This is a genomic window from Geothrix sp. (genome assembly GCF_030219325.1).
GTDB lineage: Bacteria > Acidobacteriota > Holophagae > Holophagales > Holophagaceae > Geothrix.
Genome location: NZ_CP126625.1, coordinates 1399780 through 1424473 on the forward strand (window position 1 = coordinate 1399780; position 24694 = coordinate 1424473).

A 24694-nucleotide genomic window follows, 5' to 3' on the forward strand; every position below is an offset into this window, starting at 1 on the left:
CCACAGGTCGGGATGGGCGTTCAGGGCTTGCGGGAACCGGACTGGCTGAAGGTCAGGCGCAGGCCCGGCGATAGCGGCAGCGGGCCGCCGGCCTCGGCTTCGCCACGGATGGCCACCGTGGCCTCCAGGGTGTGCAGCCAGGGCAGCTCTTCCACGAGTTGTGTCAGGCGGCCCAGGGTCTCGCCCAGCCCGCTGCCCGGACGCAGGCGCATGCGCTCGAGGACCTCGGCGATGTCGAGGTCCGTCAGCGGCGTGAGGCGGAGGATGGAGTCCACCCCCTGGCGGTGGAAGCGCCAGATGGGCCCGAAGTCCGGGTCCGACGACAAGTGGAGCGAGACCTGCGGTCCCTTCCGGTTCGAAGGTTCCACCGTCTCGGCGATGGGAATGCCGAAGGCCCCCAGGAGCTCCCGGGTCTCCACCTCCGAGAAAGGCGCGGGCGCGGGGCTGGGCAGCGCCTCGACGAGCTGCTCCACGCGCCGGCGGGCCTCGCCGCCATTGAGGTCCGCGTAGCCCAGGATGCGCCCCGGCGGCAGCTGGCGGAACCGCGCGTACTCCACCACCTTGGAGAGGGCCAGGGCCGCGGATTCCGGGAAGCGGTACGAGGGGAAGGTGCGGTGCCTGCCCCCGCTCTCGGCCAGGGCGGCCGAGCCCACGGGCACGGCGCCGCTCATGCCCATGAGGGAGAGCAGGGTCGGCTTGGCGATGCCCGTGGTCTGCTCGGCCCGCACCGCGGCCCGGCGGATGGCCCGGGCCACCACGGTGGGATCGCAGGTTCCGAGACAGGCGAAGGAGGCGATGAGGGCGTCCACCTGGGGATGCTCCAGGGCTTCGCGGCAGGCCTGCTCATAGTGCTCGGGCGTGGCCATGGCATGCAGGTTCACCACGCCGGTGCCGGAGATCTCCATGCCGTGCGTTTCGCAGGCGTCCGCGCAGATGGTCGCCACTCCGCCGGAGTTGCTCACGATGGCCACGCGGTTCCCCCGGGGCAGGGGCTGGTGGGCCAGGAGCAGCGCGATGTCGAACAGATCCTCCAGGGTGTCGGCGCGGATCACGCCCGCCTGGTGGAACAGGGCCTCCACTTCCGCATCGTCCCGGGGGGCCGCCGCGATGTGGGCCAGGGCCACGCGCCGTCCGGCATGGCTCCGGGCGCTCTTGACGCAGAGGATGGGCTTGCGCCGCGAGATCCGGCGGGCCAGCCGGGCGAAGCGCCGCGGGTTGCCGAAGGTTTCCAGGTAGAGCAGGGCCAGGTCCGTGTCCGGGTCCTCGTCCCAGTACTGCAGCAGGTCGTTGCCGGAGACGTCGGCCCGGTTCCCCGCGGAGACGAAGGTGGAGAAGCCCAGGCCGCGCTCGGCCGCGTACTGCAGGATGACCACGCCCAGGGCCGCCGAGTGGCTGAAGAAGCCCACCCGACCCCGCGGCGGCATGGCCGTGGCCAGGCTGGCATTGAGCTGGACCGCCTCGTGGGTGTTCAGCAGTCCCAGGCAGTTGGGGCCCACCAGCCGCGCGCCGTGGCTGCGGGTGAGGCGCAGCAGGCGCTCCTGCCGCCGGGCGCCCTCGGGCCCTGTCTCGGCGAACCCGGCCGCGAGGACCAGGAGGCCCCGGGCGCCCCGCTCCAGGGCCCGCTTGGCGAGGGCGGAAACCTTGGTCGCCGGCACCGCGAGGATGACCAGGTCCGGGGTCTCCGGCAGGGCCGCCAGGGACTGGTAGGCCTGCACCCCTTCGATGGAGGTGGCCTTGGGATTGACGGGATAGACCGAGCCCTGGAACCGGCTCTGGAGGATGTTCCGGAAGATGGCGTTGCCGACGGAACCGGGATCCCGGGAGGCCCCGGCCACCGCCACGACGCGGGGGCGCAGGAGCGGTACCAGGGAGTTGGCGGTGGCCACGCGCTCGCGCAGGTCCGTGCGCTCGCGCAGGGCCTCGGGGGCGCTCAGGGGGAACTGCACGTGGATGACGCCGTCCTCCAGGGCGCGCCGGGTCTCGAAGCCCGTGTCCATGAAGACGTTCCCCATCTTCTTGTTGCCCGTGAGGTGCTCCGCCTCGAAGCCCAGGTAGCCGACCCCCGCCGCCAGTCCCGCCAGGCGCTCGAGGATCAGGGTGCCGATGCCCCGGCCCTGGTGAGCGTCGCCGATCATGAAGGCCACCTCGGCCACGGGTCCGCCGCCACCGATGTAGTTGCCCAGCCCCAGCACCTGCTCATCCTCGCCTTCCCCCTCCACGGCCAGCAGGCAGGCCTGCAGGCGGAGGTTGGGCGTGCAGAGCTCCTCCACGAACTTGCGGGAGACGCTGGCCACGCCGCCCATGAAGCGCATGGCCAGGCTCTCCCGGGACAGGCCCCGGATGAAGGCCTCCACCCGGTCGATGTCCTCGGCGAAGGCGATGCGTAGCAGCACGCCCCGCCCGTCCTTGAGCAGGACGAATTCCCGGTAGGCGGCCCCCTCTGGGATGATGCTGAACACCTTGTGCCTCGCACGGTTGCTATGTTGCGACCACCCTACCACGACCCCGCGGGAGGTCGGTCCGTGCTGAAAGTCATGATTCCCCTGTCGGCCGGGTTTGGTTCTGGACGCTCCCTGGGCAGCGCTATAGATTGGCCTCATCACTCAATCAACCAGGGGGCGTCATGACCGCACGCGAGGCTTTCCTCCAGGCCCGGGACTTCCTTGTCGAGCGACGGGACGACTACGCTGGAGCCCGCCGGGATTTCCGCTGGCCGGTCCTGGATGACTTCAACTGGGCCCTGGATCACTTCGATGCCTACGCCAGGGGCAACGCCCGTCCGGCCCTCTGGATCGTGGAGGAAGGTGGCACCGAAACGAAGGTCAGCTTCCAGGATCTGTCCACCCGCAGCAACCAGGTTGCCAACGCCCTGCGGGCCCTGGGCGTCCGCCGGGGCGAGGGCGTGCTCATCATGCTGGACAACGTCCTCCCGCTCTGGGAGGTGATGCTGGCCTGCATGAAGCTGGGGGCCATCCTGGTGCCTTCCACCCTGCTGCTCTCCCAGGCGGATCTGCTGGATCGCATCGAGCGGGGCGGCATCCGGCACCTGGTGGTGGACGCCGCCCAGACAGGCAAGTTCGAGACCATGGACCCGAGCCTCACCCGCATCTGCGTCGGGGGCGAGGCTCCGGGTTGGCGGGGCATGGCCTCGCTCTATGAAGGCAGCCCCTCGTACGAACCCGATGCCGTGACCCGCGCCACCGATCCCATGCTGCTCTACTTCACGTCGGGCACCACGGCGAAGCCCAAGCTGGTGCTCCACACCCACCAGTCCTACCCGGTGGGGCACCTCAGCACGATGTACTGGGTGGGTCTGCGCGAGGGCGACGTCCACTACAACATCAGCTCGCCCGGCTGGGCGAAGCACGCCTGGAGCAGCTTCTTCGCGCCCTGGAACGCCGGGGCCTGCATCTTCGTTTACCGCGCCGCCCGGTTCAGCGCCGCCGCCACGCTGCAGGCGATCGTGGACAAGGGCGTCACCACCCTCTGCGCCCCCCCCACGGTGTGGCGCCTGTTCATCCAGGAGGACCTCGCCGCCTACCCGGTGAAGCTGCGGGAGCTGGTGGGAGCCGGCGAGCCCCTGAACCCCGAGGTCATCAGCCAGGTCCAGAAGGCCTGGGGCCTCACCATCCGCGATGGCTACGGCCAGACCGAGACCACGGCCCAGGTGGGCAACCCGCCCGGGCAGCCGGTGAAGGCCGGATCCATGGGCCGCTCCCTCCCCGGCTACGAGGTGGTGCTGCTGGATGCCGATGGCCGCGAAGCGCAGGAGGGCGAGATCTCCCTGAAGCTGAACCCCAGGCCGCTGGGCCTCATGGCGGGCTACAAGGACGATCCCTCGAAGATGGCGAAGGCCGAGGCCGAGGGCTTCTACCGCACGGGCGACGTGGCGACGCGCGACGAGGATGGCTACCTGTTCTTCGTGGGCCGGGCGGACGATGTCTTCAAGAGCTCCGACTACCGCATCAGCCCCTTCGAGCTGGAGTCCTTCCTCATCGAGCACGAGTCCGTGGCCGAGGCGGCGGTGGTGCCCAGCCCCGATCCCCTGAAGCTCACGGTGCCCAAGGCCTACGTCATCCTCCGCGCCGGGTGGGAGCCGAACCGCGAGACGGCCCTGGCCCTCTTCCGATTCATCCGCGAGCGGCTGTCGCCCTACAAGCGCATCCGCATCCTGGAGTTCGGCGATCTGCCGAAGACCATCTCCGGCAAGATCCGGCGCGTGGAGCTCCGCAAGCGGGCCGCGGAGCAGACCCAATCCCCCACGGAATTCCGGGAAGAGCAGTTTCCTGAACTGAAGTAACCCGAGCACGACGACGCCTCCGGGCCGAAACTGGTCCCTGGCGACGCCACCCCTGATGGCCAGATGGAGGTCCCATGAAGTACCTCGACGATGATCGCGACATCCGCTTCAACCTCTTCGAGTGGCTGGACCTGGATCCGCTGCTGAAATCGGGGCCCTACGGGGAGATCGACCGGGACCAGCTGGGCATGGTGCTGGACGAGGCCCTGAAGGTGGCCCGGGGCAGCATCGCCGCCTGCAACGAGACGGGGGATCGCGTCGGCGCCCGCTTCGACCACGGCAAGGTGGAACTGCCCGAGGGTTTTGCCGGGGCCTTCCACGATCTGGCCGAGGGCGGCTGGATCAGCGCCACCATGAGTCCCGAGTTTGGCGGCATGGGCCTGCCGGAGTCCGTGGGGGCCGGCATCAGCGAGTTCCTCATGGGCGCCAACACGGCGCTGGGCCTCAAGGCCCTGCTTACCCGCGGCGCCGCGCACCTCATCGAGACCTTCGGCAGCGACGAGCTCAAGGGCACCTTCTGCGAGCGGATGTACTCCGGCGAGTGGACCGGCACCATGTGTCTCACCGAGGCCGGGGCCGGCAGCGACCTGGGGGCCCTCAACACCAAGGCCGTGCCTCAGGCCGACGGCACCTACCTGATCACCGGCGAGAAGATCTTCATCACCAGCGGGGATCACGAGCTGACCTCGAACATCATCCACGCGGTGCTGGCCCGGACGCCGGGCGCACCTGCCGGGCCCAAGGGCATCAGCCTATTCGTCGTGCCCAAGGTGCGGGTGAAGCCGGACGGCTCCCTGGGCGAGGCCAACGACGTCGTCTGCGCGGGCATCGAGCACAAGCTGGGCATCCACGGCTCGCCCACGTGCAGTCTGGTGTTCGGCACCACGACTGGCAGCCAGGGCTTCCTGCTGGGCGAGGAGAACCAGGGGCTCGCCCACATGTTCCAGATGATGAACGCCGCGCGCTGGGAGGTGGGGGTCCAGGGGCTCAGCAATGCCTCGGCGGCCCACCAGGCCGCGCTGGCCTACGCGAAGGAGCGCCTGCAGGGCCGAGGCCCCAGCGCGGGCAAGAGCTCCAGCCAATCCCTGATCATCGAGCACCCGGATATCCGGCGCTCGCTCCTGCTGCAGTCAGCCTACGTGCAGGCCATGCGGGCTCTGGTGACCTACACGGCCTGGTGCATGGACATGGCCCACGTGTCGGAGGGCGACGAACGGGATCGCTGGCAGGGCCTGGTGGAACTCCTCACGCCCATCAGCAAGGCCTGGTGCTCGGACTGGGGTTTCCGCGTCACGGAGTGGGCCCTCCAGGTGTACGGCGGGTATGGCTACACCATGGACTACCCGGCCGAGCAGTACCTGCGGGACTGCAAGATCGCCTCGATCTACGAAGGCACCAACGGCATCCAGGCCCTCGACCTCGTAGGGCGGAAGTTCCGGATGCAGGAGGGGCGGCCGGTGAAAGCCCTGCTGAAGCTGGCGGCCGACGCGGCCCAGACCCTGGTGGAAGACCCCGTGCTCGGCGCCTCCGCCCGGCAGTTGGGCGAGGCCGTGAAGGCCATGGGTGCCGTCCTGACCCAGATCCCGGCGCGCGAGAACGCCCTGCAGCTGACCCTCCTGAACGCCGTGCCCATCCTCGACATGCTCGGGCACGTGGTGGGGGGCTACCTCCTCCTGCAGCAGGCCGAGGTGGCCAAGGGCAGGGCCCAGGCGCTCCTGGTCGAACGCGGGGTGGACCCGGCCGACCCCGCCGCCGTCCGTGCCCATCTGGCCGGGAGCAGGGAGGCGGCCTTCTACCAGAACAAGGTGCAGGCTGCGATCCACTTCGCCCACCGGGGCCTGCCCCTGGTCGCCGCCCACGCCGTGGGCCTGCTGGCCGGCGAGACGGCGCCCATGGAGGCGGTGTTCTAGGCGGGTTAACAAGATAAAGAGTGCCTGTGGCAACGAAGAAGACCATAGCAGACATGCATAACCTGGCCAGTCAGCACCCTGGCGGAGAGTGTATTTCCCCTCAGTACCTGGGTGATACCGGGAAGCTTCAATGGCGATGTGAGCATGGCCATGGCTTCCTTATGGCCCCAGGAAAGGTAAAAGCAGGCCAATGGTGCCCTCGATGTCGCGGGATGTATTCAACCATCGAAGACATGAAAGCCCTTGCCCGGCTTCACCCAGGTGGGGAATGTCTTTCAACCGAATTCCGGGGTAACAAAGTCCCCCTGATGTGGCGATGCGAAAAGGGCCATGAATGGGACATGCCCCCCGAATATGTGAAATCAGGGTGCTGGTGTCCACATTGCCAAGGTCGAAGGGCCACCATTGAAAAGTTGCAGAAGTGTGCGCTCGAACGAGGTGGGAAGTGCCTTTCTCCCGAATACCTTGGAACCCAGGCTCATCACCTTTGGGAGTGCTCATCAGGCCACTCATGGCGAGCGACTGCCAGCAATGTTCTTCGGGGTAGTTGGTGCCCGGTATGCAGCAGAACCGTGCGAAAAACCATTGATGAAATGAAGAACTTGGCAAAGGCGCGAGGGGGAGAATGCCTCTCGGAGGTCTACAAGAACAAGGATGCCAAACTCCGCTGGAAATGTTCTGAAGGGCATGAATGGGAGACCAGCTCTGCACCGGTTAGAAAGGGATCGTGGTGCCCCCACTGTGCAGGGACAGCTCGAAAATCTATGCAGGACATGCATGATCTCGCGAGTCTCCATCCAGGCGGGGAATGTATCTCTACTGAATATTTGGGTGACACTGGGAAATTGTGGTGGCGGTGTGAGAAGGGCCACGAATGGGACATGGCCCCAGGAGCGGTAAAGGCTGGGCACTGGTGCCCGCTTTGTCGTGGCAAACGAGCAAATATTGAGAAGCTCCAACTCCTAGCCGCCGAAAGAGGAGGGCGCTGCCTTTCACCAAAGTATCTAGGTGCTCTGAGCCATCACCTCTGGGAGTGCAACAAGGGTCATTCCTGGAGCGCCGCCGTCAACAATATTGTAACTGGCTACTGGTGTCCGGAGTGTGCAGGGAACCGCCGTTTGACCATTGAAATGGTTCGTGCTTTTGCCCGCGAGAAGGGCGGTGAGTGCCTCTCCGACTCATATCAGAACAACTCAGATCATCTTAGCTGGCGATGTAACGAAGGCCATGAATGGAGCACAGGCTTTGGCAGCATTCAGCAGGGATCTTGGTGTCCAAAGTGCTCTGGAGTGGGCAGAATCACCATCGAGGAGCTTAAGGATCTCGCACGACTGAGAGGCGGAGAGTGCCTTTCGGATCAAGTCGAATCTGGTGATAGACACCTTCGTTGGAGGTGCTCTGACGGACACGAATGGATGGCTAGTCCATTCTCGATCAAGAGGGGGTCTTGGTGTCCAGAATGTTCAGCAGGCATTTCTGAACGCGCTTGCCGAGCAATATTGGAACAATTGTTAAATGTCCCTTTCAAAAAATCTCCGCTTGGCAGAATTCCATGGCTGAAAAATAGCCGTGGGAAAGCCATGGAACTTGACGGGTATTCTTCCCAACTAGCGCTTGCATTTGAGTACCACGGAAGACAGCACTACGAGTTTCTCCCTCACTTCCATCGCAATGAGAACGCTCTACAACGCCGAAAGGAGGATGACGAAACCAAACTGGCTCTCTGCGAACAGCACGGAGTTCGACTAATTGTTGTTCCCTACTGGATCGAACTTGAGGAAATGGAACTCTTCCTTCGGAGGGTTCTCGAAGAACTAGGGATTTACTGTGCCCCAGGCCCTCCCATCTCGATCGAATCAATAAGTGAAGCCATCTACTCTCGAAATCGAATCGAGGGCCTCCGGAAGCTAGCTCAAGAGCGGGGAGGGACTCTGCTTTCCGAGACCTATCTTGGCTTCACCCGAAATCACCGCTTTCGGTGCGCTCAGGGTCATGAATGGTCAACTTCCCCAGCGACCTTGAAAACCGGGGCCTGGTGCAAACGATGCAGCCAAGGTCAAGCTTGGAGCCGTCGAAGGATCGAGAAGGCCCGCCTAGCTCCAGGCGACCAACCTCGACTATTAGAAGAAGAGCCCCTGTAGCGGCCACAGGCTCTATCGGCCAAGAGATCCTATAAAGGTGAAATTCTGTTAGGCAGGCAACATGCTATTGTTGTAATAGTAAGAATTGCTATGGATTAAATTGTAAATGACCGCTCAGCTCGCCAAATGGATAGCCCAGGTCTATGGGGCTACAGGCTATCTACAGCGCCTATACAAGGGACTCAAAGACCCATTACAGAGAGAACGAGCTGAAGCTGCTGGTGCATAGCCCATCCCATGACAGCCATATGAACCCACAGTAAGAGCGTCCTCCTACTGTCTACCTGCAATCGAGCGACCTGGTGGAGAGCGCCTCACCACGCCAGATCGCCAGGTTTGTATTACAGGTTGTATTACAGGGTCGCCACCGCCGAATTCCCTTAGTCTGGCTTAACCTTCTCTTGAATTAGCGTATTACACCCACTTGAAATTGATTAATTATTGGTTCGTTAAATAAATACAAAAATACCTCTAGATGTTTGAATCTAGAGGCATTTAAGTTGGTGGACCTGATCAGGATCGAACTGACGACCTCTGCATTGCGAACGCAGCGCTCTCCCAGCTGAGCTACAGGCCCATGAAGTCTCAGTTTACCGTGCCTGCAATAACCGTCAATCCTTGGGGCTGTACCAAACTGCCGCCCGTGCGGGCGGCAGCAGGAACGGGCGCTCGTTCGATTACATGAGGCTCTGCATGATCTCCTCCAGCACGGCCGGGCTGGGCTTCACCTGGGCTTCGGTCAGGGTGGCCAGGGGCTGGTCCACCAAGTTCAGCACCTGGGGCAGGGGGGGCTGGGTGGGGTTGATGTAGAGCAGGCCCGTGAGGAACTCGCCCTTGGCCATGGACTCGTGGATGGCCTTCATGGCGCCGAAGCGGTCCGTGGGGTCGTAGTCCTCGTGGATGGCCTTGATGGCGACCTTGGAACCATCGGGGAAGGTGACGACCTCGGTCGCGCCGGCGGCGATGTCCATGTCCTCCACTTCGGAGTACTGGACGAAGCCCAGGTCATGGAGGGGGAAGTCGTGGTCCTTGACGTGCTTGTAGGAGCGGGTGGAGGCGTCGTGGTTGTTGAAGGTGACGCAGGGGCTGATGATGTCCAGCACCACGGTGCCGTCATAGGCGAAGGCGGCCTTGAGGATGGCATTCAGCTGCTTGGGGTTGCCCGAGAAGCAGCGGGCCACGAAGCCGCAGCCCAGCTCGATGGCCAGGGTGCAGGGGTCGATGGGTGGCAGGTCATTCTTGGCGCCGCTCTTGAGGAAGGAACCCTTGTCGGCGGTGGCGGAGAACTGGCCCTTGGTGAGGCCGTAAACGCCGTTGTCCTCGATGATGTAGATCATGGGAATGTTGCGGCGGACGGCGTGGACGAACTGGCCCATGCCGATGGACATGGAATCGCCGTCGCCCGAGACGCCGATGTTGATGAGGTTCCGGTTGGCCAGGGACGCGCCCGTGGCGATGGCCGGCATGCGCCCGTGGACGCTGTTGAAGCCCCAGCCCTGGTTGATGAAGTAGGCCGGCGTCTTCGATGAACAGCCGATGCCGGAGTACTTGGTGACGAGGTGCCCCTCGATGTTGGACTCGAAGGCGGCGTTGATGATCTGCGCCGTGATGGCGTCATGGCCGCAGCCGGCACAGAGGGTGGACTTGGAGCCCACGTAGTCCTGCTTCGTGAAGCCGAGCCTGTTGGTGGGAGCGGAAGGTGTCGCGGTGGTCATGGTCGGCTTCTCCTACTTCTGCTCGAAGGCGGTGATCTGGTCCACGATGCACTTGGCGTCGATGGCGTGGCCGTTGTAGTGGAGGACGCTCTTGAACTTGGCGGCGTGCTCCGGGTAGGTCTCGCGGAACAGGTTCGCCATCTGGCCATCGCGGTTCTGCTCCACCACGTAGACCACCTGCTTCTCCCTCACGAAGGCATCCACCTCGGCGGTGAAGGGCAGGGCGCGGAGGCGCAGGTAGTCGGTCTTCAGGCCGCCCTCAGCGAGGAGATCCTGGGCCTCGATGACGGCGGGATCGCTGGAGCCGAAGGCCAGGACGCCCTTGGCGGAGCCGAGGTTGCGGAAGACGGGCGTGGGCACGTGGGTTTTGGCGGTCTCGTACTTCCGGCGGAGGCGGTCCACCACCTCGACGTAGTCCTCGGGCTTCTCGGAATACTGGGCGTAGGCGTTGTGGCCGGACCCACGGGTGAAGTAGGACCCCTTGCCGCCGGCGGTGCCGGGCAGGGAGCGGTAGCAGATGCCGTCGCCATCCACGTCCTTGTAGCGGCCCCAGTCCTTGGCCTCGGCCAGCTGCTGCTGGTTGAGGACCTTGCCGCGGTCGTAGGCCTTGGCGGGATAGGTGAAGGGCTTCGAGGACCAGTTCTGCATGCCCAGGTCGAGGTCGGTGACCACGAAGATGGGCGTCTGGAAGCGCTCAGCCAGGTCGAAGGCATCATAGGCGAACTGGAAGCACTCCTCCATGGTCCCTGGGTAGAGGTTGATGTGCTGGGTGTCGCCGTGGCTGCACTTGGCGCAGAGTTCCACGTCGGACTGCTGGGTGCGGGTGGGCAGGCCCGTGCTGGGCCCGGTGCGCGCCACGTTGAAGAAGACGCCGGGCGCCTCCACGTAATAGCCGAGGCCGATGAACTCGCTCATCAGCGACACGCCGGGGCCGGCGGTGGAGGTCATGGAGCGGGCGCCGGCCCAGCCGGCGGCGAGCACCACGCCGGCGGAGGCCAGTTCGTCCTCCATCTGCACGATGGCCACGGTGGACTTGCCGGTGGCCGGATCCTTTCGGTATTCCTCGGCGTATTCGATGAAGGTCTCGACCAGGCTGGAGGCGGGGGTGATGGGATACCAGCCCACCACGGTGACGCCGGCGAAGAGGGCGCCCAGGGCGCAGGCCTCGTTGCCGTCCACGATGATCAGGCCGTTGGTCTTGTTGTCGCGCACGACCTTGATGTGGTCCTGGTCCTGGAGGTTCTCCATGGCCCAGTCGTAGCCCGCCACGGCCGCGGCCTGGTTGATCTCGATGGCCTTGGCCTTGCCCTTCAGCTGCTTGGTGATGGCCTTCTTCACCTCTTCCATGTCCACGCCCAGCAGACGCGCCGCCACACCGACGTAGATCATGTTCTTCACCAGCTTGTGCAGCTTGGGCTCGGGACAGGAGGCCGTCACGAGCTTCTGGAAGGGCACGGGGATGTAGGCGAGGTCAGCGCGGAGCTTGTCCAGCTGCAGGGGTTCGTCGTAGATCACCAGGGCACCGGCATCGGCTTTCGCGATGTCCTCCTTGGCGGTCTCGGCATTCATGAGGATCAGCATCTCGTTGCTGGCCTTGCGGGCCACGTAGCCCTTGGCACTGGCGCGGATGGTGAACCAGGTGGGCAGACCCGCGATGTTCGAGGGGAAGAGGTTCTTGCCACTGACGAAGACGCCCATCTGGAAGATGGCGCGCAACAGCACCGTGTTCGCCGTCTGGGAACCCGACCCGTTGACCGTGGCCACCTGGATGGAAAAATCATTGATCCGGGTTTTCGCCCCCACAGGCGCAGAGGGGGCGGCAAGGCTGGCAGTCATGGAGACTCCTTTCTCATCGGGGCACAGGCAACGAGTGGGGCCAAAAGAGGACGAGAAGGGCGTAAATACTTGACCCTCAAGGCCGTCGATCAGTATGACATAGGTCACAGGTGGGTTCCACGGAGGGTCCGGAACCGGGCCCGATCCGGGATCTTAAATAAAGCGAAAAAAAAGGGATTGACGACCTGCGCCTCAACTCTTACCTTGAAGCCCATGAAAGCCAGCGATCTCACCAAACGCCAGCAGGCCGTGCTGAAGTTCATCCGCACCTTCGTGCAGAGCGAAGGGCGAAGCCCAACCCTGGCTGAAATTGCCAAGGGGGTGGGTTCCAGCGCAGTGTCCACCATCCACAAGCACGTCCAGCACCTCATGGACAAGGGCTTCCTCGTCCGCAGCCATGGCAAGGGCAACAACCTGGTCGTGGCGACGGGAACGGAGGACGATCCGTCCTCCACCCGCGCCGCACGCAGCGATGCCCGTCCGGAGGGGGCACCCGCGGTGCGGATCTTCCCCTTCTGCGGTGACGTCGCCGCGGGCTCGCCGATCCTGCCGGAGAGCCGCGCCCTGCCCATCGAGGTGCCCAACAGCATCCACCGCCAGCGCGACGAGTTGTTCGTGCTGCGCGTGCGGGGTGACTCCATGGTTGATGACGCCATCCTCGACGGGGACCTGGTGGTGTTGCAGCGCAAGGGCGAGTACCGGAATGGCGACCGCGTGGTGGCCCTAATCGACCGGGAGGAGGTCACCCTCAAGGAGTTCCGCCGGGACGCCAAGGGTGTGTGGCTCATCCCCCACAACCCCGCGCTGCAGCCCCGCTGCTACCCGCCCCAGCTCATCGACATCCAGGGCATCCTCGTGGGCGTCATGCGCAGCTGCTGAAAACGAATAACAAGAACCGCGAAAGACACCAAAGGGGCGCGAAAGGAAAGACAAGCAATCTCCTTTCGCGCGCCCGAAGGGCGATTTCGCGAATTTCGCGGTTCCTGTTTTTCGATGGCCTCAGCTGGGCAATCGATCCCGGATGGCCTTGCCCATGGCCGTCGTGCTGAGTGTGCCGCCGAGATCGCTTGTTTTCGCACCGGCGGCCAGGGCGCCTGATACCGCAGCCTCCAAGGTTTTGGCCTCGGGTTCCCACCCCAAATGCCGGAACAGCAGGGCCGTGCTGAGCATCATGCCCACGGGATTGGCCAATCCCTTCCCGGCGATGTCCGGTGCGGAGCCGTGCACGGGCTCGGCCAGGGCCGTGCAGCGGAAGGGACGGTGGGGGGCCCAGCTGAGGGAGGGCGCCACACCCATGCCGCCGATGAAGGCGGCGCAGAGGTCGCTGATGAGGTCGCCCAGGTAGTTGTCGGCCGCGATCACGCCGAAGGAGGCCGGATCCTGCACCAGCGCGCAGAGCAGCGCATCGGCATGCATGCCGCGGGCGGCCACGCGCGGATGCAGCGGCTTCAGGTCTTCAAACACCCGCATCCATAGACCATGTCCGTGCTTGAGCACGTTGGCCTTGTGGGCCAGGGTGAGGGGGCGGTCCAGGGCCTCGGCCCGCTGGAACGCGGCAGTCAGCAGCCGACCGACGGCGGACTCCGTGTGGATCGCCAGGTCCACCGCACGACCCGGTTCGGTGGAACCCTGCAGACAGTAGGGGCCCTCGGTGTTCTCCCGGAAGACTTCCAGGTCCAGGTCGGGACCCGCTCCCGGCACCCAGGCCCGGCAGGGCCTGAAGTTCACCGTCAGGTCCAGGTCCTGCCTCAGCCGCAGCAGGATGGCCTCCGCGTGGCGCCCGTCGGGAATCCGGGGATCGCCCACTGCGCCGAAGAGGATGGCGTCGCAACCGTCCCTGATCGCCGTGAAGGCGGTTTCGGGCAGGGTCTCCCCCGTGGTCAGGTAGTGCCCGGCTCCATAGGGGAGCTGGAGGGTCTCCAGAACGTGGCCGCGGGAACGGGCCCAGGTCAGGCAGGGAAGAACCTCTGCCATGACTTCGGTTCCGACGCCGTCGCCGGGGATGAGGGCGATGCGAATCGGTTTGTCCAAGTCTCCGGCTCCTCCTCAAGAGCCGATGGTGCCACACTCCAGGATCTTTCCGGAGGACCACATGAGTCGGAACTGGAGGGTGGGCATGGGCATCATGGCAACGCTGGGATTGGCCTCGGCCGCAGACATCACCGAAGGCACCAAGGCCCCGGCCTTTGAAGCGCAGGATCAGAACGGAGCCACGATCCGCCTGGCGGATTTCCAAGGCAAGTCCGTCGTGGTGCTCTACTTCTATCCCAAGGACGACACGCCGGGCTGCACTGCCGAGGCCTGCAGCCTGCGGGACGGTTTCGCAGAACTCAAGGCCGCGGGCGCCGTGGTCCTGGGCGTCAGCGCGGACAGCACCCAGAGCCACAAGGCTTTCGCGGAGAAGTTCCACCTGCCCTTCAGCATCCTGGCCGACCCCGACAAGCGCATCATCGAGGCCTATGGCGTGAAAATGCCCCTGCTGGGGTTTGCCAAACGGGTCACCTTCCTCATCGATCGGCAGGGCATCGTGAGGAAGGTCCTCACCGATGTCCAGACCCGGGCGCATGACCAGCAGGTGCTCGCCCTCCTGAAGGGAATCTCCTAAGGAATTCCTGCATTTGCATTGAGCAGGGGGCGCTTTCCAAGCTAGACTTCGTGACAGCACACGAGGTTATGGAATGGTGTTCTTCAACCACGCCACCCGGCAGATGACGGCGAAAATCGTCTACTACGGCCCGGGCCTGTGCGGGAAGACCACCAACCTGAACACCATCTATGGCAAGACGAGCCAGAAGGCCCGCGGCGAGATGGTGAGCCTGAACACCGAGACCGACCGCACGCTCTTCTTCGACCTGCTGCCCATGGACGTGGGCATGGTGGGCGGCTTCAAGACCAAGCTCCAGCTCTACACGGTGCCCGGCCAGGTGTTCTACAACAGCACCCGCAAGCTGGTGCTGAAGGGCGTGGACGGCATCGTCTTCGTGGTGGACAGCCAGACGCCCATGCTGGATGCCTGCAAAGAGAGCTACCAGAACCTCGAGGAGAACCTCCGCGAACTCGGCCTGATCCTGGGGGACATCCCCACCGTCTTCCAGTGGAACAAGCGCGACCTCCGGAACGTGGTCCCCGTGGACGAGCTTGAGGCGGTCTTCAATCCCAAGGGCGTGCCCAGCTTCCAGTCCGTGGCCTCCGATGGCTCAGGCGTTTTCGAGACGCTGCGCGGCATCACCAAGCTCTCCCTCTCCCACATCAAGGCCCATGTCCTGGGCGAGTCCCAGGTGGCGGCCCCGGCGCCCCCGGCCGACGTGCGGCCGGCCCGTCCGGAGATCGAGGCCCTCACCCTGTCGGACCTTCCCTCCGTCACCGACCTGCTGGATCTGGAGGGCTCGGCCCCCGCCGGACCCTCGGCCGGTTCCACGCCCCTGCCGGACGAGGACGACGACAGCGGGTTCTTCATCGAGGCGCCGGTGCTCCCGGAGCATCCCGGGATGGCCGCAGACGACATCGCCTTCCTGATGGACGAGGGGGAATCCCTGCCTCCGGCGGCCCTGCCCGAGGTTGAAGAGCTTCCCGTTCCAGCCTTCGAGCCTGAGCCTGTGCAGGCGTCTGAACTGGTCCCACCTCCAGCCGAGGTCGCCCCGGAGGTGGCGGAGGAGCCGGAACCGGCAATTCCCGTTGAAGTCCATACAACTCCGCGTCCCGCCAAGGTCGGCGTGAAGATGGACCCGCTGGCCGCCCTGGCCTCCCTGAATGTGGAGACCAAGCGCCTCCCCGCCAAGCCCAAGGCCGTGGACCACAAGGATGCGATCAACTCCCTCATGGGCGAGCTGACTCTGGTGGGACGATCCGGTGCCCCTTCGGTCCTGCGCCTGGAGGTCCCCCCGGAAGTGGATGGGCATGAGATCGAGGTCGTGGTCCAGCTTCGGCACCAGGGTCAGGTTCTGGTGGAAGGCCAAGTCCGCCGTCCGGCGCCCGGGAAGGGCAGCACGGCCAAGCTCAGCGTCGAGATGAAGCGGAGCTGAGGTGCGCCTGCCCATCCTGATCTGGCTGGCGGTGTCCCCGTGCTTCGCGTCCATGCCCGGCTGGTGGACCACCTTCACCAGGATGCCCTCCCTGGAGAGCCGCTTCCGGCAGGAGAGCGACAGCCTGGTGTTCGGCAAGCTGGCCCGTCAGGGGCGCCTGGCCCTGGCCCGGGGCGGGCGGCTGCGGGTCACCTACGAGGGCGGGCTCACCGTCACCTGTGATGGGCGCCATCTGGTGCAGTACGACCCGGATACGCGGACGGCCCAGCGGGTGGAGCTGGCCCGGGCGGTGCGCGATTTTCCCCTGCTGGGCATCCTCCTGGATCCGGCCCGCCTCGACCGGCTGTACAAGGCGGAGTCCCTCGGTGGCGAGGCCGTGAAGCTCTCGCCCAGGGAGCCGGGCCTGCCCGAACTGAACCTCACGGGGCGCAAGGGTCTCCTGCATTCCCTGGCCTGGACCGATCCCTCCGGGGCGCGCCAGACCCTGGAGCTGCTCGATCCGAAGTCGCCGGCCCCCTTGGCGCCGGACGCATTCAAGCTACAGGTTCCGGCGGGCACCCGCTGGTCTACTCCGAACGGCTGAAGGCGTCGAAGCGCTCGGGCTGCGGAAAGCGGATCCGGAGCCAGGCATCGAGGTCGGCGACCGTGTCGAAGATCCTGGCGGCCCCGGCCCTGGTCAGTTCTTCGCGGCTGCCGTAGCCCCAGCCCACGCCGATGGCCTCCAGGCCATGATCCAGGGCGGCCACCATGTCCAGGCCCCGGTCGCCGATGAAGACGCCCCCGGGCCAGATGGTGCCCCGCTCCGCCAGACCTCCCAGCACCTCGGTCTTGGGCTGCCAGCGGCCTTTCAAGGTGCTGCCGAAGATGTCGTCGAAGATCAGGTTCAGGTCGAACTGGTAGGCGATGCGCCGGGCGAAGAGGCTGGGCTTGGCGGATACGACGTAGATGCGGTGGCCCTGGCGCTTCAGGCGGTGCAGCAGGTGGAAGACGCCTGGGTAGAGCTCGTGCTCGAAGACCCCGTCCTGCCGGTAGCGCTCCCAGTAGAAGTCGAGGGCCGCCTCCAGCCGCTCGGGGTCCTCGAGGCCCCGGAGGGAAGCCAGGGACTCCCGCATGCCCAAGCCGATCCAGCCCCGGATGGTGGCCTCGTCCGGCAGCTGCAGGTCGAAGGCCTCGCAGGTCTTCGCAAGGCAGTTTTGCACGCCGAGCAGGGGATCCACGAGGGTCCCGTCGAGGTCGAAGCAGACGAGCCCGGGAGTCGCCGCGGTCATGCAGCCCTACTTCTTCTGCTGCTGCTTGGTGTAATTCTCGATGGAAGCTCGCACGAAGGCGTGGGCCTCGTCCTTGCCGCCCCAGCCGTCGCTGGAGACGCTCTTCCGCTCGAGATCCTTGTAGGTGAGGAAGAAGTGCTCCACCTCGAGGAGGAAGTGCGGCGGCAGGTCGCTGCGCGACGTCACGTGGGCGTAGGTGGGGTCGTCCGTGGCCACGGCGAGGATCTTGGCGTCATGGCCCTTGTCGTCGGTCATGCGCAGCAGGCCGATGGGCCGGGCGCGGATCACCACGCCGGGGTAGGTGGAGCCGTTGATGAGCACGAGGATGTCGGCCGGATCGCCATCATCCGCGAGGGTGCCCGGAATGAACCCGTACTCGGCCGGGTAGTGGAAGGGCGAGAAGAGCACGCGGTCCACGTGCACCAGGCCCGTGTGGTGGTCGATTTCGTACTTGATGCGCGATCCGGTCGGGATTTCGATGATCGCGTTGACGATTTCGGGCGCCTGGTTGCCGGGGTGGAGATGGATGAAGGACATGGGCGCTCCGCGAGGGATCGATGTTCGCATGGTCCACGACCGGCGTCACGCGCGGGAGGCCGCCGCCAGCCGCAGGTGCACCGTGGTTCCGCGGCCCATCTGGCTTTCGATGAAGAGCAGGCCGCCGTGGGCCACGATGATGCGGTGGCAGACGGCGAGCCCCAGTCCGGTGCCGCCTCCGAAGGTGCTGAAGAAGGGATCGAACACCTTCGCCAGGGCCTCCTCCGGGATGCCGCAGCCGTTGTCGGTGAGCGTCAGGTGCCAGCAGGGCTGGCCCTCCAGCCGCTCCTCGACGGCGGACAGGATGATGCGCGGGGCCTCGGCATCCTCGAGCGCGCGGATGGCGTTCTGGAGCAGGTTCTGGGCGACCTGGCGCAGGAGGTCGGGATCGCCGAGCCAGGTGGCCTGCTCGGGGATCTGGTTCTCCCAGGGGACGGCTTCGGCCAGCGTCGCGCTGCGCAGCGTCTCCTCCCAGAAGCTCCGCAGGGGCAGGGTGCCCTCCTTGGGGTGCAGGTCCCGGGTGAAGGCCAGGGTGTTGCCGACCACGCTGTTCAGCCGGCCCACGCCCTCCTGCATCTTCCGGGCGAGCTCCAGCGGGCCGGCCTGCTCCGCGAGATCCTCCACGAGCATCCCGGAGAAGAGGGCCAGGCTGCCCAGGGGATTCCGGATCTCGTGGGCCAGCTCCGCGGCCATGCGGCCCATGGCGGCCAGGCGGTCTTCGCGGGTGGCCTGCTGGGCGCGCAGCACGGCCTCCGTGACGTCCCGCAGCGTGACGATGGTGCCACCGTGGGGGGCGGACCGCCGCTCCTCCTCGAAGATCAGCTCGCGCCCTTCCGCGGTCTGGACCCGGCGCTGGCCACCTGGGCTGCCGGCTTCCCAGGGCGCAGGTCCCTGCAGGAAGCGGCCCTCCAGGCCCTGGGGCCGGTTGGTGAACCGCAGGGAGCCGTCTTCGGCCAGCACCCAGATGGCGAAGGGGACCGCTTCGAGGACGGTCTGCAACTCGCCCTGGAGCTGCCCCAGCTGGGACTGGAGGGCCTCGTAGCGGGTCTGGAGGTGTTCGGAGGCCGCCGTGAAGGCCTCGAAGGCTTCGAGCAGCTGGCGGGGATCGGGATGGGTCTGGGCCCCCGTCACGGCTGCACCGGGCGGTCCAGCAGGCGACGCATGACCTCGCGATCTTCGCCCTTGGATTCGCCTTCCACGGCCTTCCTCAGGGCCGCAAGGGCATCCGGCGTGCCCAGGGCGGCCAGGGCCTTCGCGGCGGCCAACCGGATGGGCTGCGATTCGCCACCGCCGAAGAAGCCCTTGCGGCGCAGGCACTCCAGGAGGACCGGCAGGGACTTCGCGGAGGCGATGTGGCCGAGGGTGTCCAGGGCCTGGATGCGCAGCTTCTCGATGATGCGTTTGTCCTGGGCCAGCTCCGTGACCTGGGGCAGGCTGCCCTCCGATCTCAGCTGCCCCAGGGCGAAGAGGATCTCCTGCATGGTCTCCAGGTCGGTGTCCTTCATCTGGGCGACCAGGTGCGGTTCGGCCACGGGACCGCCCAGCTTCCAGAGGGCGCGCACCGCCGTGCGGCGCACCCTGGGCTCGGGGTGGCGGAGCAGGGGGAGGATGGCGGGGACGCAGCCGGCATCGCCGAGGTCCGAGAGGAGCATGAGGGCGTTCCGCACCAGGAACCAGGCCGGCGCGGTCAGGGCGTGCATCAGGGCGGGCAGGGCCATGGGTCCCATGCTCCGGACCGACTCGACCAGGCGGCCGCGCCGCGTGCGGTCGTTCTCCTCTCCGAGCCGGGCCACCAGGTGCCGGGCCATGGGATCGCCGATGAATTCGAAGTAGGGATGGACCTCGAGGATCATCTGATCCCGTTCCAGGGCGAAGGCCCGGGCGATGGCCGCGTCGAGCAGGGGGGGGCGCTGGAGGGAGGTCCGGAGCCGGGCGAGGGCATCGTTCCGCCAGGGATGCTGCTCCTCCAGGAAGGCGCAGAGCCCCTCGAGTTCGTGGAGATCGGAAAGCACCGGGGCGAGCTCTCCACGCTGGACCAGGGCCGCGAGCAGGGACTCCAGGGCCTCGGTGGACCAGCGGTGGACCGGGGGCTCCGGTTCCCAGGCGAAGTGGGCCCTCAGCCCTTCTGCGAGGGGGCCCTCGCCTTCCGGTGGCAGGCCCGGATCGTGGGCCCAGCGGGTCACGCCGTTGAGGGTCTGGATGGCCTTGAGGCGGAGCTCCGACTGGTCACTGCGGAGGGTCTCCAGGAGCACTTCCTGGATGCGGACGAAGTCGTCGAAGCGCCGCAGGTCCAGCAGCTCGCGCAGGAGGGCCAGGCGCTCCTCCAGGCTCAGCTCGAACAGATGGCCCTGCTCGAGCACCTTGAGCAGCTTGGCCTCCAGGCTGAGGGCCTCCCACTCCAGGTGACGCAGGATGGCCTCGGCCTGGGTGGGGTCCTGTCCGGCCAGGCGCAGGTGCGAGGACAGGGTGCGGACGAGCCGCTCCCGGTCGGCGATGGGTCGGAGGATGTCCTGGAGGGGGCCCCGCAGCTGGGCCCAGGTGGTTCCCTGGGCCAGGACCGTGCTGGTGGCCACGGCGAGGACCTCACCCGCCAGGGCCTTCACCCCCAGGGCCAGCCCCGCGGGATGTTCGGGGAGGCTGCCCAGGCCGGCCAGGAGGCCCAGCTGGGCTTCCGGGCTGAGTCCCATCAGCACCTGGCGCAGGGTCCCGAGCTGGCCGGGGGTCGGCATGCCCTCGCCGAGCCCGAGCTCCCGTCCCAGGGGGCCGAGGCCGCTCAGGTCCGAGGGGCCGAAGCCGGCCAGGGGCCCGGAGCCCCCATCGTCGAAGAGACCCCCGATGGATCCGCTGTCCCCGCCCAGGGTGCCGCTGCTGGTTCCTCCCGCCGCAGGGCCGAACGATGAGGCTCCGGTCGCCCGTTGGGTCGAGCCGCTCGTGGAGGTGGCCCCTTTGGCGATGGAGCTCAGCATGGCGTCCCGGATGAACTTGACGAGGTTCTCCGGTGAGGGGGAGGGCGCGACCGGCGGGGCCGGTGACAGGGCCGGCGCCTTCTCCGAGCCGAAGTCCTCCCCTTCGGAAATCTCCTGGTAGCGGGTCTGGGAAACCTTGATGTTCACCACGCCCGAGGATCGGAGCAGGGCCTCGAAGCCACCCTGCTCCTCCAGCTTCGGGGGCTTGGTGGCCAGGCCCTCGAGGAAGGTGAGCAGCTCGTCCGGCCGGACGCCCCGCTCGAAGACGAAGCCGCTGATGCCCCGCTCGGAGACCAGCCTCACGAGGGCAGCGACGTGGGGGCTGCGGGTGTCCTGCACCTGCCCGTCCACGAAGGCCTTGGTGCCGGACACCACGAACTGCAGGCGCCCCGGCTGGAGCAGCCACCGCTCGAAGGCGGCATGGGCTCCGGCGAGGCCCTCCTGGGCCCGGGGGTGCTGGGCGGTGTACATCTGCAGCGCCTTGAGGGCCACGGCCAGACTCTGGGCGAGCTGCAGGAAGTCGCTCATGGGGGCGTCATCTCCGCAGGGTCGGACCACTCGCGCCGGAGCTGGGCGTAGTGGGCTTCGAGGAAGGCGAGGCGGCGCCGGCCCTCCTCCCGGGCCGGTTCGGTGTTGAAGCTGGTGGTGATGCTCCGGGCCAGATCCAGCCAGGCCGTGCCGCGGCGGAGGATCTCCGCCGTGGTGATGGGCTGGAAGGCCCCGCTGATGCAGCCGAAGTGGATGAGGCTGGCCGCGCCGATCTTGCTGAGCTTGTCGCAGTCCCAGAGACAGGCCGTCTCGAGGGGCTCCAGCCGCTTCGTGAGCTTGAGGCCGACGTGGTGCTCGATGGCATGGCGCACGGCGGGGATCTTTTCCGCCGGGAAGTCGGTCCCGGCCAGGATCTCCGCCACCTTGGCGGAGGCGTCCTGGGCATGCGAATCCTTCGCGTGGGGATCCTTCAGGCGCTTGGCCACGTCGTGCAGCCAGGCCGCGCACTCCACCACTTCGGCATCGGCCCCCGTGGCGGGGGCCAGCCAGCGCGCCAGCAGCACGGCTGCGTAGGTGTGCTCGAAACGGTAGTTGAAGATGGGTTGGTAGGTGCCTTCCACTTCATGGCCGATGCCCCAGAACCGGATCGAGTCCGCGTCTGAGAAACGCCGCAGCGCTTGTTCGCAGGCGCTCCGCCAGGGAGTGGGCTGGGTCATGGTTGGGCTGCCTCATAGGCGCAGAGGGCGCCGAGGGTTTTGTTGATCTCCTCAAACATGACCCGGTCGGCCCAGGGTGCGCAAGCCTCGGATAGGCGGTCCATCAAAGGCTGCAGGCCCTTGGCCGGGGCCAGGCCGATGATGCGGAGGCCCTCCAGGGCCATGCGGGCCTCGATGGCCAGCACCTGCTCCAGGGCATCCACGGCCCGCAGCAGCTTGCGGGCTGCGATGGGGCCCATGCTCACATGGTCCTCCTTGCCGGCGCTGGTGGGGATGGTGTCCACGCAGGCCGGGTGGGCCAGGCCCTTCATCTCGCTGACCAAGGCGGCCGAGGTGACGTGGGCCATCATGAACCCGGATTCCAGACCGCCGTTCTGGGTGAGGAAGGCAGGCAGGTCCGAGTAGGCCGGGTTCACCAGGCGCTCCTGGCGCCGCTCGGAGATGCTGGCGAGATCGGCCGCCGCGATGGCGAGCACGTCGCAGGCGAAGGCGGGGTACTGGCCGTGGAAGTTGCCGCCGGAGCGGGATTCCTGGGTATCCGTGAAGATCATGGGATTGTCGGTGGCACTGTTGAGTTCCCGCTCAAGAATGGCACCGGCAAATTGAAGCGCATCGCGGGTGACGCCGTGCACCTGGGGGATGCAGCGCAGGCTGTAGGCGTCCTGCACGCGGTGGCAGTCCTGGTGGCTGTCGGCGATGGCGCTGGTGGTGCCGAGGATGCTGCGCATGTGCTCGGCCACGGCGATCTGGCCGGGGTGGGGACGGGCGGCGTGGATGCGCGGATCGAAGGCGGCGCGGGTGCCCCGCAGGGCCTCCAGGCTGAGGGCGGCGATCTCGTCCGCCAGTCCCGCCAGGCGCGTGAACTTCTCCACCGCCAGGTTGCCCAGCGACGTGATGAGCTGGGTGCCGTTGATGAGGGCCAGGCCCTCCTTGGCCTGCAGCGTCACAGGCTGAAGGCCGGCCTGGGCCAGGGCTGCTCCACCGGGAACCTGCTTTTCACCAGACCAGGCCAAGCCTTCACCGACCAGCAGCAGGGCCATGTGGGCCAGGGGGGCCAGGTCGCCGCTGGCGCCGACGCTGCCCTGGCTGGGCACCACGGGCACCACGTCGCGGTTTAGGCACTCCGTGAGCAGGCGGATGGGCTCGGGGCGGATGCCGCTGTGGGCCTTCAGCAGGCAGTTGATGCGGGCGGCCATGAGGGCGCGGGTCTGGTGCCTGGGCAGGGGCTCACCCACGCCGGCGGCGTGGCTGCGGATGAGGTTGAGCTGCAGCTGCTGCAGCTGGTCCGGCGCGATGACCACGGTGGCGAACTGGCCAAAGCCGGTGTTGATGCCATAGACCGTGCGGCCCTCAGCCACGATGCGGTCCACCACGGCGCGGTTCTCGGCGACGAGGGCGAGCGCGCCCTCGTCGAGCGTGACGCCTTCTCCGGCGGCGATGCGCGCCAACAGGGGCGCGGTCAGTGAGTGGCCATCGAGGTGGATCATCGGGATTCCTTGGGGGAGAGCGTCAGTGCCAGTGCGAGGGCCAGGCCCAGGGTGAGTCCGGCGACGGTGTAGGTGGTCTGGCCGCCCCAGCGGGCGAAGGTGAAGGTGCCCACCGCGGGGCCGATGATGCGGCCCATGCCGGTCATGGCGTTGAGCACGCCGAAGAGCGCGCCCTGGTCCTCGGGGGGCGTCAGCTGGCTGGCCAGGGCCGAGCCCGCCGTATTGCCCATGCCGCTGCCCCAGGAGAGGGGGATGAAGAGCAGCACGAAGGGCCACATCCAGGGGGCCATGGGCATCAGGGGCAGGGCGATGCCCATGAGCAGCAGGCCGGTGATGAGGGCCGCGCGCTCCGGGAAGCGCTTGGCCACGAGCCGGACGAGGCCACCCTGGTAGATCACCATCAGGATGCCGATGCCCGCGAAGAGGAAACCCACCTCCCGCTGGTGGAAGTCGAAGCGCTGGTGGACCAGCAGGGCGAAGGTGCCCTCCATCATGGCGAAGCCGGCCATGGCCAGCAGGGACACCATGAGCAGCTGCGCCATGCCTGGGATCTTCATCGCCTTCACCAGGGCGTGGCCGCGGCTTTCGTGGGCGCGGGCGCGGGCGCGGACCTCGGGCGTGAGGGTCTCCGGCAGCCAGAACAACACCATGAGCGAGGCCAGCAGGGAGAGCCCCGCCGCCACGAAGAAGGGCAGGTGCCAGCCGCGGGTCTGCAGGAGCTGCATGCCGAAGTGGCTGCCGCTCAGGACCCCTGCCATGGCAGGCCCGAGCACGAAGCCGAGGCCGAAGGCGGCGCCGATCATGCCAAGGACTTTGGAGCGCTCTTCCGGTGTCGAGGTGTCCGCCATGGCCGCCTGGGCCACGGAGATGTTGCCGCCGGTGATGCCGTCCAGGATGCGGGCCGCGAGCATCCACTCGAAGCGGCTGGTGAGGGCGAGCATCAGGTAGCCGAGGGCGGAGCCCACGAGGCTGATCCAGAGCACGGGCTTGCGTCCCACCTTGTCCGAGGCGCGGCCCAGGATCGGCGATGCGATGAACTGCATGACGCTGAAGCTGAGGAAGCCCACGCCGGCCCAGAAGGCGCCGGGGGTGGTGCCCGTGCCACCGAGTCCCAGGAAGTGGTTGACGCTGGCCATCCAGGCACTGGGATGGTCGGCGATGGCCTGCGCATAGAGCGGGAGGATGGGAATGACGATGCCGAAGCCCAGGAGGTCGACGAAGACCGTGAGAAAGATGGCCGTCCGGGCGCGTTTGGTCGACTGCATGAGGCTCTCCAGCCCCCAGTGTAGCCCGGCTGCAGGGCCGGC

Annotated in this window: 17 protein-coding genes, 1 tRNA gene and 1 pseudogene; 7 read left to right on the plus strand and 12 right to left on the minus strand. The window is 66.7% G+C overall.

All coding sequences use genetic code 11. The features are described 5' to 3' along the window. Positions 1-20: 20 nt before the first annotated feature. Positions 21-2459, minus strand: a complete 2439-nt coding sequence (locus QOZ81_RS06320) for a CoA-binding protein (RefSeq protein WP_291199936.1) — start codon at positions 2457-2459, stop codon at positions 21-23. Between the two features lie 164 nt (positions 2460-2623). On the opposite strand from QOZ81_RS06320, the gene QOZ81_RS06325 reads away from it, so the two are divergent. The 3 genes from QOZ81_RS06325 (at position 2624) to QOZ81_RS16745 (ending at position 8351) form a co-directional block, all read left to right on the plus strand. Next, positions 2624-4300 (plus strand): AMP-binding protein, encoded by a 1677-nt coding sequence (locus QOZ81_RS06325; protein ID WP_291199934.1) that lies wholly within the window; start codon positions 2624-2626, stop codon positions 4298-4300. Positions 4301-4374: 74 nt separating this feature from the next. Continuing rightward, positions 4375-6210, plus strand: a complete 1836-nt coding sequence (locus QOZ81_RS06330; protein WP_291199931.1) for an acyl-CoA dehydrogenase — start codon at positions 4375-4377, stop codon at positions 6208-6210. Between the two features lie 773 nt (positions 6211-6983). After that, positions 6984-8351, plus strand: coding sequence for a zinc-ribbon domain-containing protein (locus QOZ81_RS16745; protein ID WP_441316724.1), 1368 nt, complete (start codon positions 6984-6986; stop codon positions 8349-8351). Between the two features lie 501 nt (positions 8352-8852). Here the strand turns inward: QOZ81_RS16745 and QOZ81_RS06335 are convergent. The 3 genes from QOZ81_RS06335 to QOZ81_RS06345 all read right to left on the minus strand — a co-directional run bounded on the left by QOZ81_RS06335 (position 8853) and on the right by QOZ81_RS06345 (position 11902). Next, positions 8853-8928: transfer RNA gene (locus QOZ81_RS06335), tRNA-Ala, on the minus strand. Positions 8929-9028: 100 nt separating this feature from the next. Continuing rightward, complete coding sequence (locus tag QOZ81_RS06340) at positions 9029-10066, minus strand: 2-oxoacid:ferredoxin oxidoreductase subunit beta (RefSeq protein WP_291199928.1); 1038 nt, start codon at positions 10064-10066, stop codon at positions 9029-9031. Positions 10067-10078: 12 nt separating this feature from the next. Continuing rightward, positions 10079-11902, minus strand: coding sequence for a 2-oxoacid:acceptor oxidoreductase subunit alpha (locus QOZ81_RS06345; RefSeq protein WP_300715363.1), 1824 nt, complete (start codon positions 11900-11902; stop codon positions 10079-10081). 213 nt (positions 11903-12115) lie between these two features. On the opposite strand from QOZ81_RS06345, the gene lexA reads away from it, so the two are divergent. Beyond that, positions 12116-12781 (plus strand): transcriptional repressor LexA, encoded by a 666-nt coding sequence (gene lexA / locus QOZ81_RS06350; RefSeq protein ID WP_291199922.1) that lies wholly within the window; start codon positions 12116-12118, stop codon positions 12779-12781. Positions 12782-12901: 120 nt separating this feature from the next. Here lexA and QOZ81_RS06355 read toward each other — a convergent pair whose 3' ends face one another. After that, the gene (locus QOZ81_RS06355; RefSeq protein WP_291199919.1) at positions 12902-13933 is read right to left on the minus strand and encodes an isocitrate/isopropylmalate dehydrogenase family protein; all 1032 of its coding nucleotides are present in this window, start codon (positions 13931-13933) and stop codon (positions 12902-12904) included. A 61-nt stretch (positions 13934-13994) separates the two neighbouring features. Here QOZ81_RS06355 and QOZ81_RS06360 point away from each other — a divergent pair, with 61 nt between their 5' ends. The 3 genes and pseudogenes from QOZ81_RS06360 (at position 13995) to QOZ81_RS06370 (ending at position 16507) form a co-directional block, all read left to right on the plus strand. After that, positions 13995-14507: a peroxiredoxin gene (locus QOZ81_RS06360; protein ID WP_291199915.1), complete on the plus strand. Its 513-nt coding sequence runs from the start codon at positions 13995-13997 to the stop codon at positions 14505-14507. A 73-nt stretch (positions 14508-14580) separates the two neighbouring features. Next, positions 14581-15156: pseudogene (locus QOZ81_RS16750) on the plus strand (GTP-binding protein); the annotation flags it as partial. Positions 15157-15925: 769 nt separating this feature from the next. Beyond that, entirely contained in the window at positions 15926-16507 is a 582-nt protein-coding gene (locus tag QOZ81_RS06370) for a LolA family protein (RefSeq protein WP_291199909.1), read from the plus strand. Here the strand turns inward: QOZ81_RS06370 and QOZ81_RS06375 are convergent. Genes QOZ81_RS06375 through QOZ81_RS06405 form a run of 7 tightly spaced genes read right to left on the minus strand, consistent with a single transcriptional unit; the run spans position 16491 to position 24652 of the window. Further along, on the minus strand, positions 16491-17192 hold the full coding sequence (locus QOZ81_RS06375; protein WP_291199906.1) for an HAD hydrolase-like protein: 702 nt from the start codon (positions 17190-17192) through the stop codon (positions 16491-16493). The two genes, QOZ81_RS06370 and QOZ81_RS06375, sit on opposite strands and share 17 nt — an antisense overlap. A 6-nt stretch (positions 17193-17198) precedes the next feature. Next, positions 17199-17729 (minus strand): inorganic diphosphatase, encoded by a 531-nt coding sequence (locus QOZ81_RS06380; RefSeq protein ID WP_291199903.1) that lies wholly within the window; start codon positions 17727-17729, stop codon positions 17199-17201. A 45-nt stretch (positions 17730-17774) separates the two neighbouring features. Next, a complete protein-coding gene (locus QOZ81_RS06385; RefSeq protein WP_291199900.1) occupies positions 17775-18860 on the minus strand; it encodes a sensor histidine kinase in 1086 nt (361 codons plus the stop codon). After that, positions 18857-21223 carry a HEAT repeat domain-containing protein gene (locus tag QOZ81_RS06390; RefSeq protein ID WP_291199897.1) on the minus strand — a complete coding sequence of 789 codons (2367 nt, stop codon included), beginning with the start codon at positions 21221-21223 and terminating at the stop codon, positions 18857-18859. Before QOZ81_RS06390 ends, QOZ81_RS06385 begins: the two co-directional genes overlap by 4 nt. Next, complete coding sequence (locus QOZ81_RS06395) at positions 21220-21900, minus strand: HD domain-containing protein (RefSeq protein ID WP_291199894.1); 681 nt, start codon at positions 21898-21900, stop codon at positions 21220-21222. The genes QOZ81_RS06390 and QOZ81_RS06395 overlap by 4 nt, the downstream gene beginning before the upstream one ends. Continuing rightward, complete coding sequence (gene hutH / locus QOZ81_RS06400) at positions 21897-23387, minus strand: histidine ammonia-lyase (RefSeq protein WP_291199891.1); 1491 nt, start codon at positions 23385-23387, stop codon at positions 21897-21899. Before hutH ends, QOZ81_RS06395 begins: the two co-directional genes overlap by 4 nt. After that, positions 23384-24652, minus strand: a complete 1269-nt coding sequence (locus tag QOZ81_RS06405) for an MFS transporter (protein WP_291199888.1) — start codon at positions 24650-24652, stop codon at positions 23384-23386. Before QOZ81_RS06405 ends, hutH begins: the two co-directional genes overlap by 4 nt. Between the last annotated feature and the right edge of the window lie 42 nt (positions 24653-24694).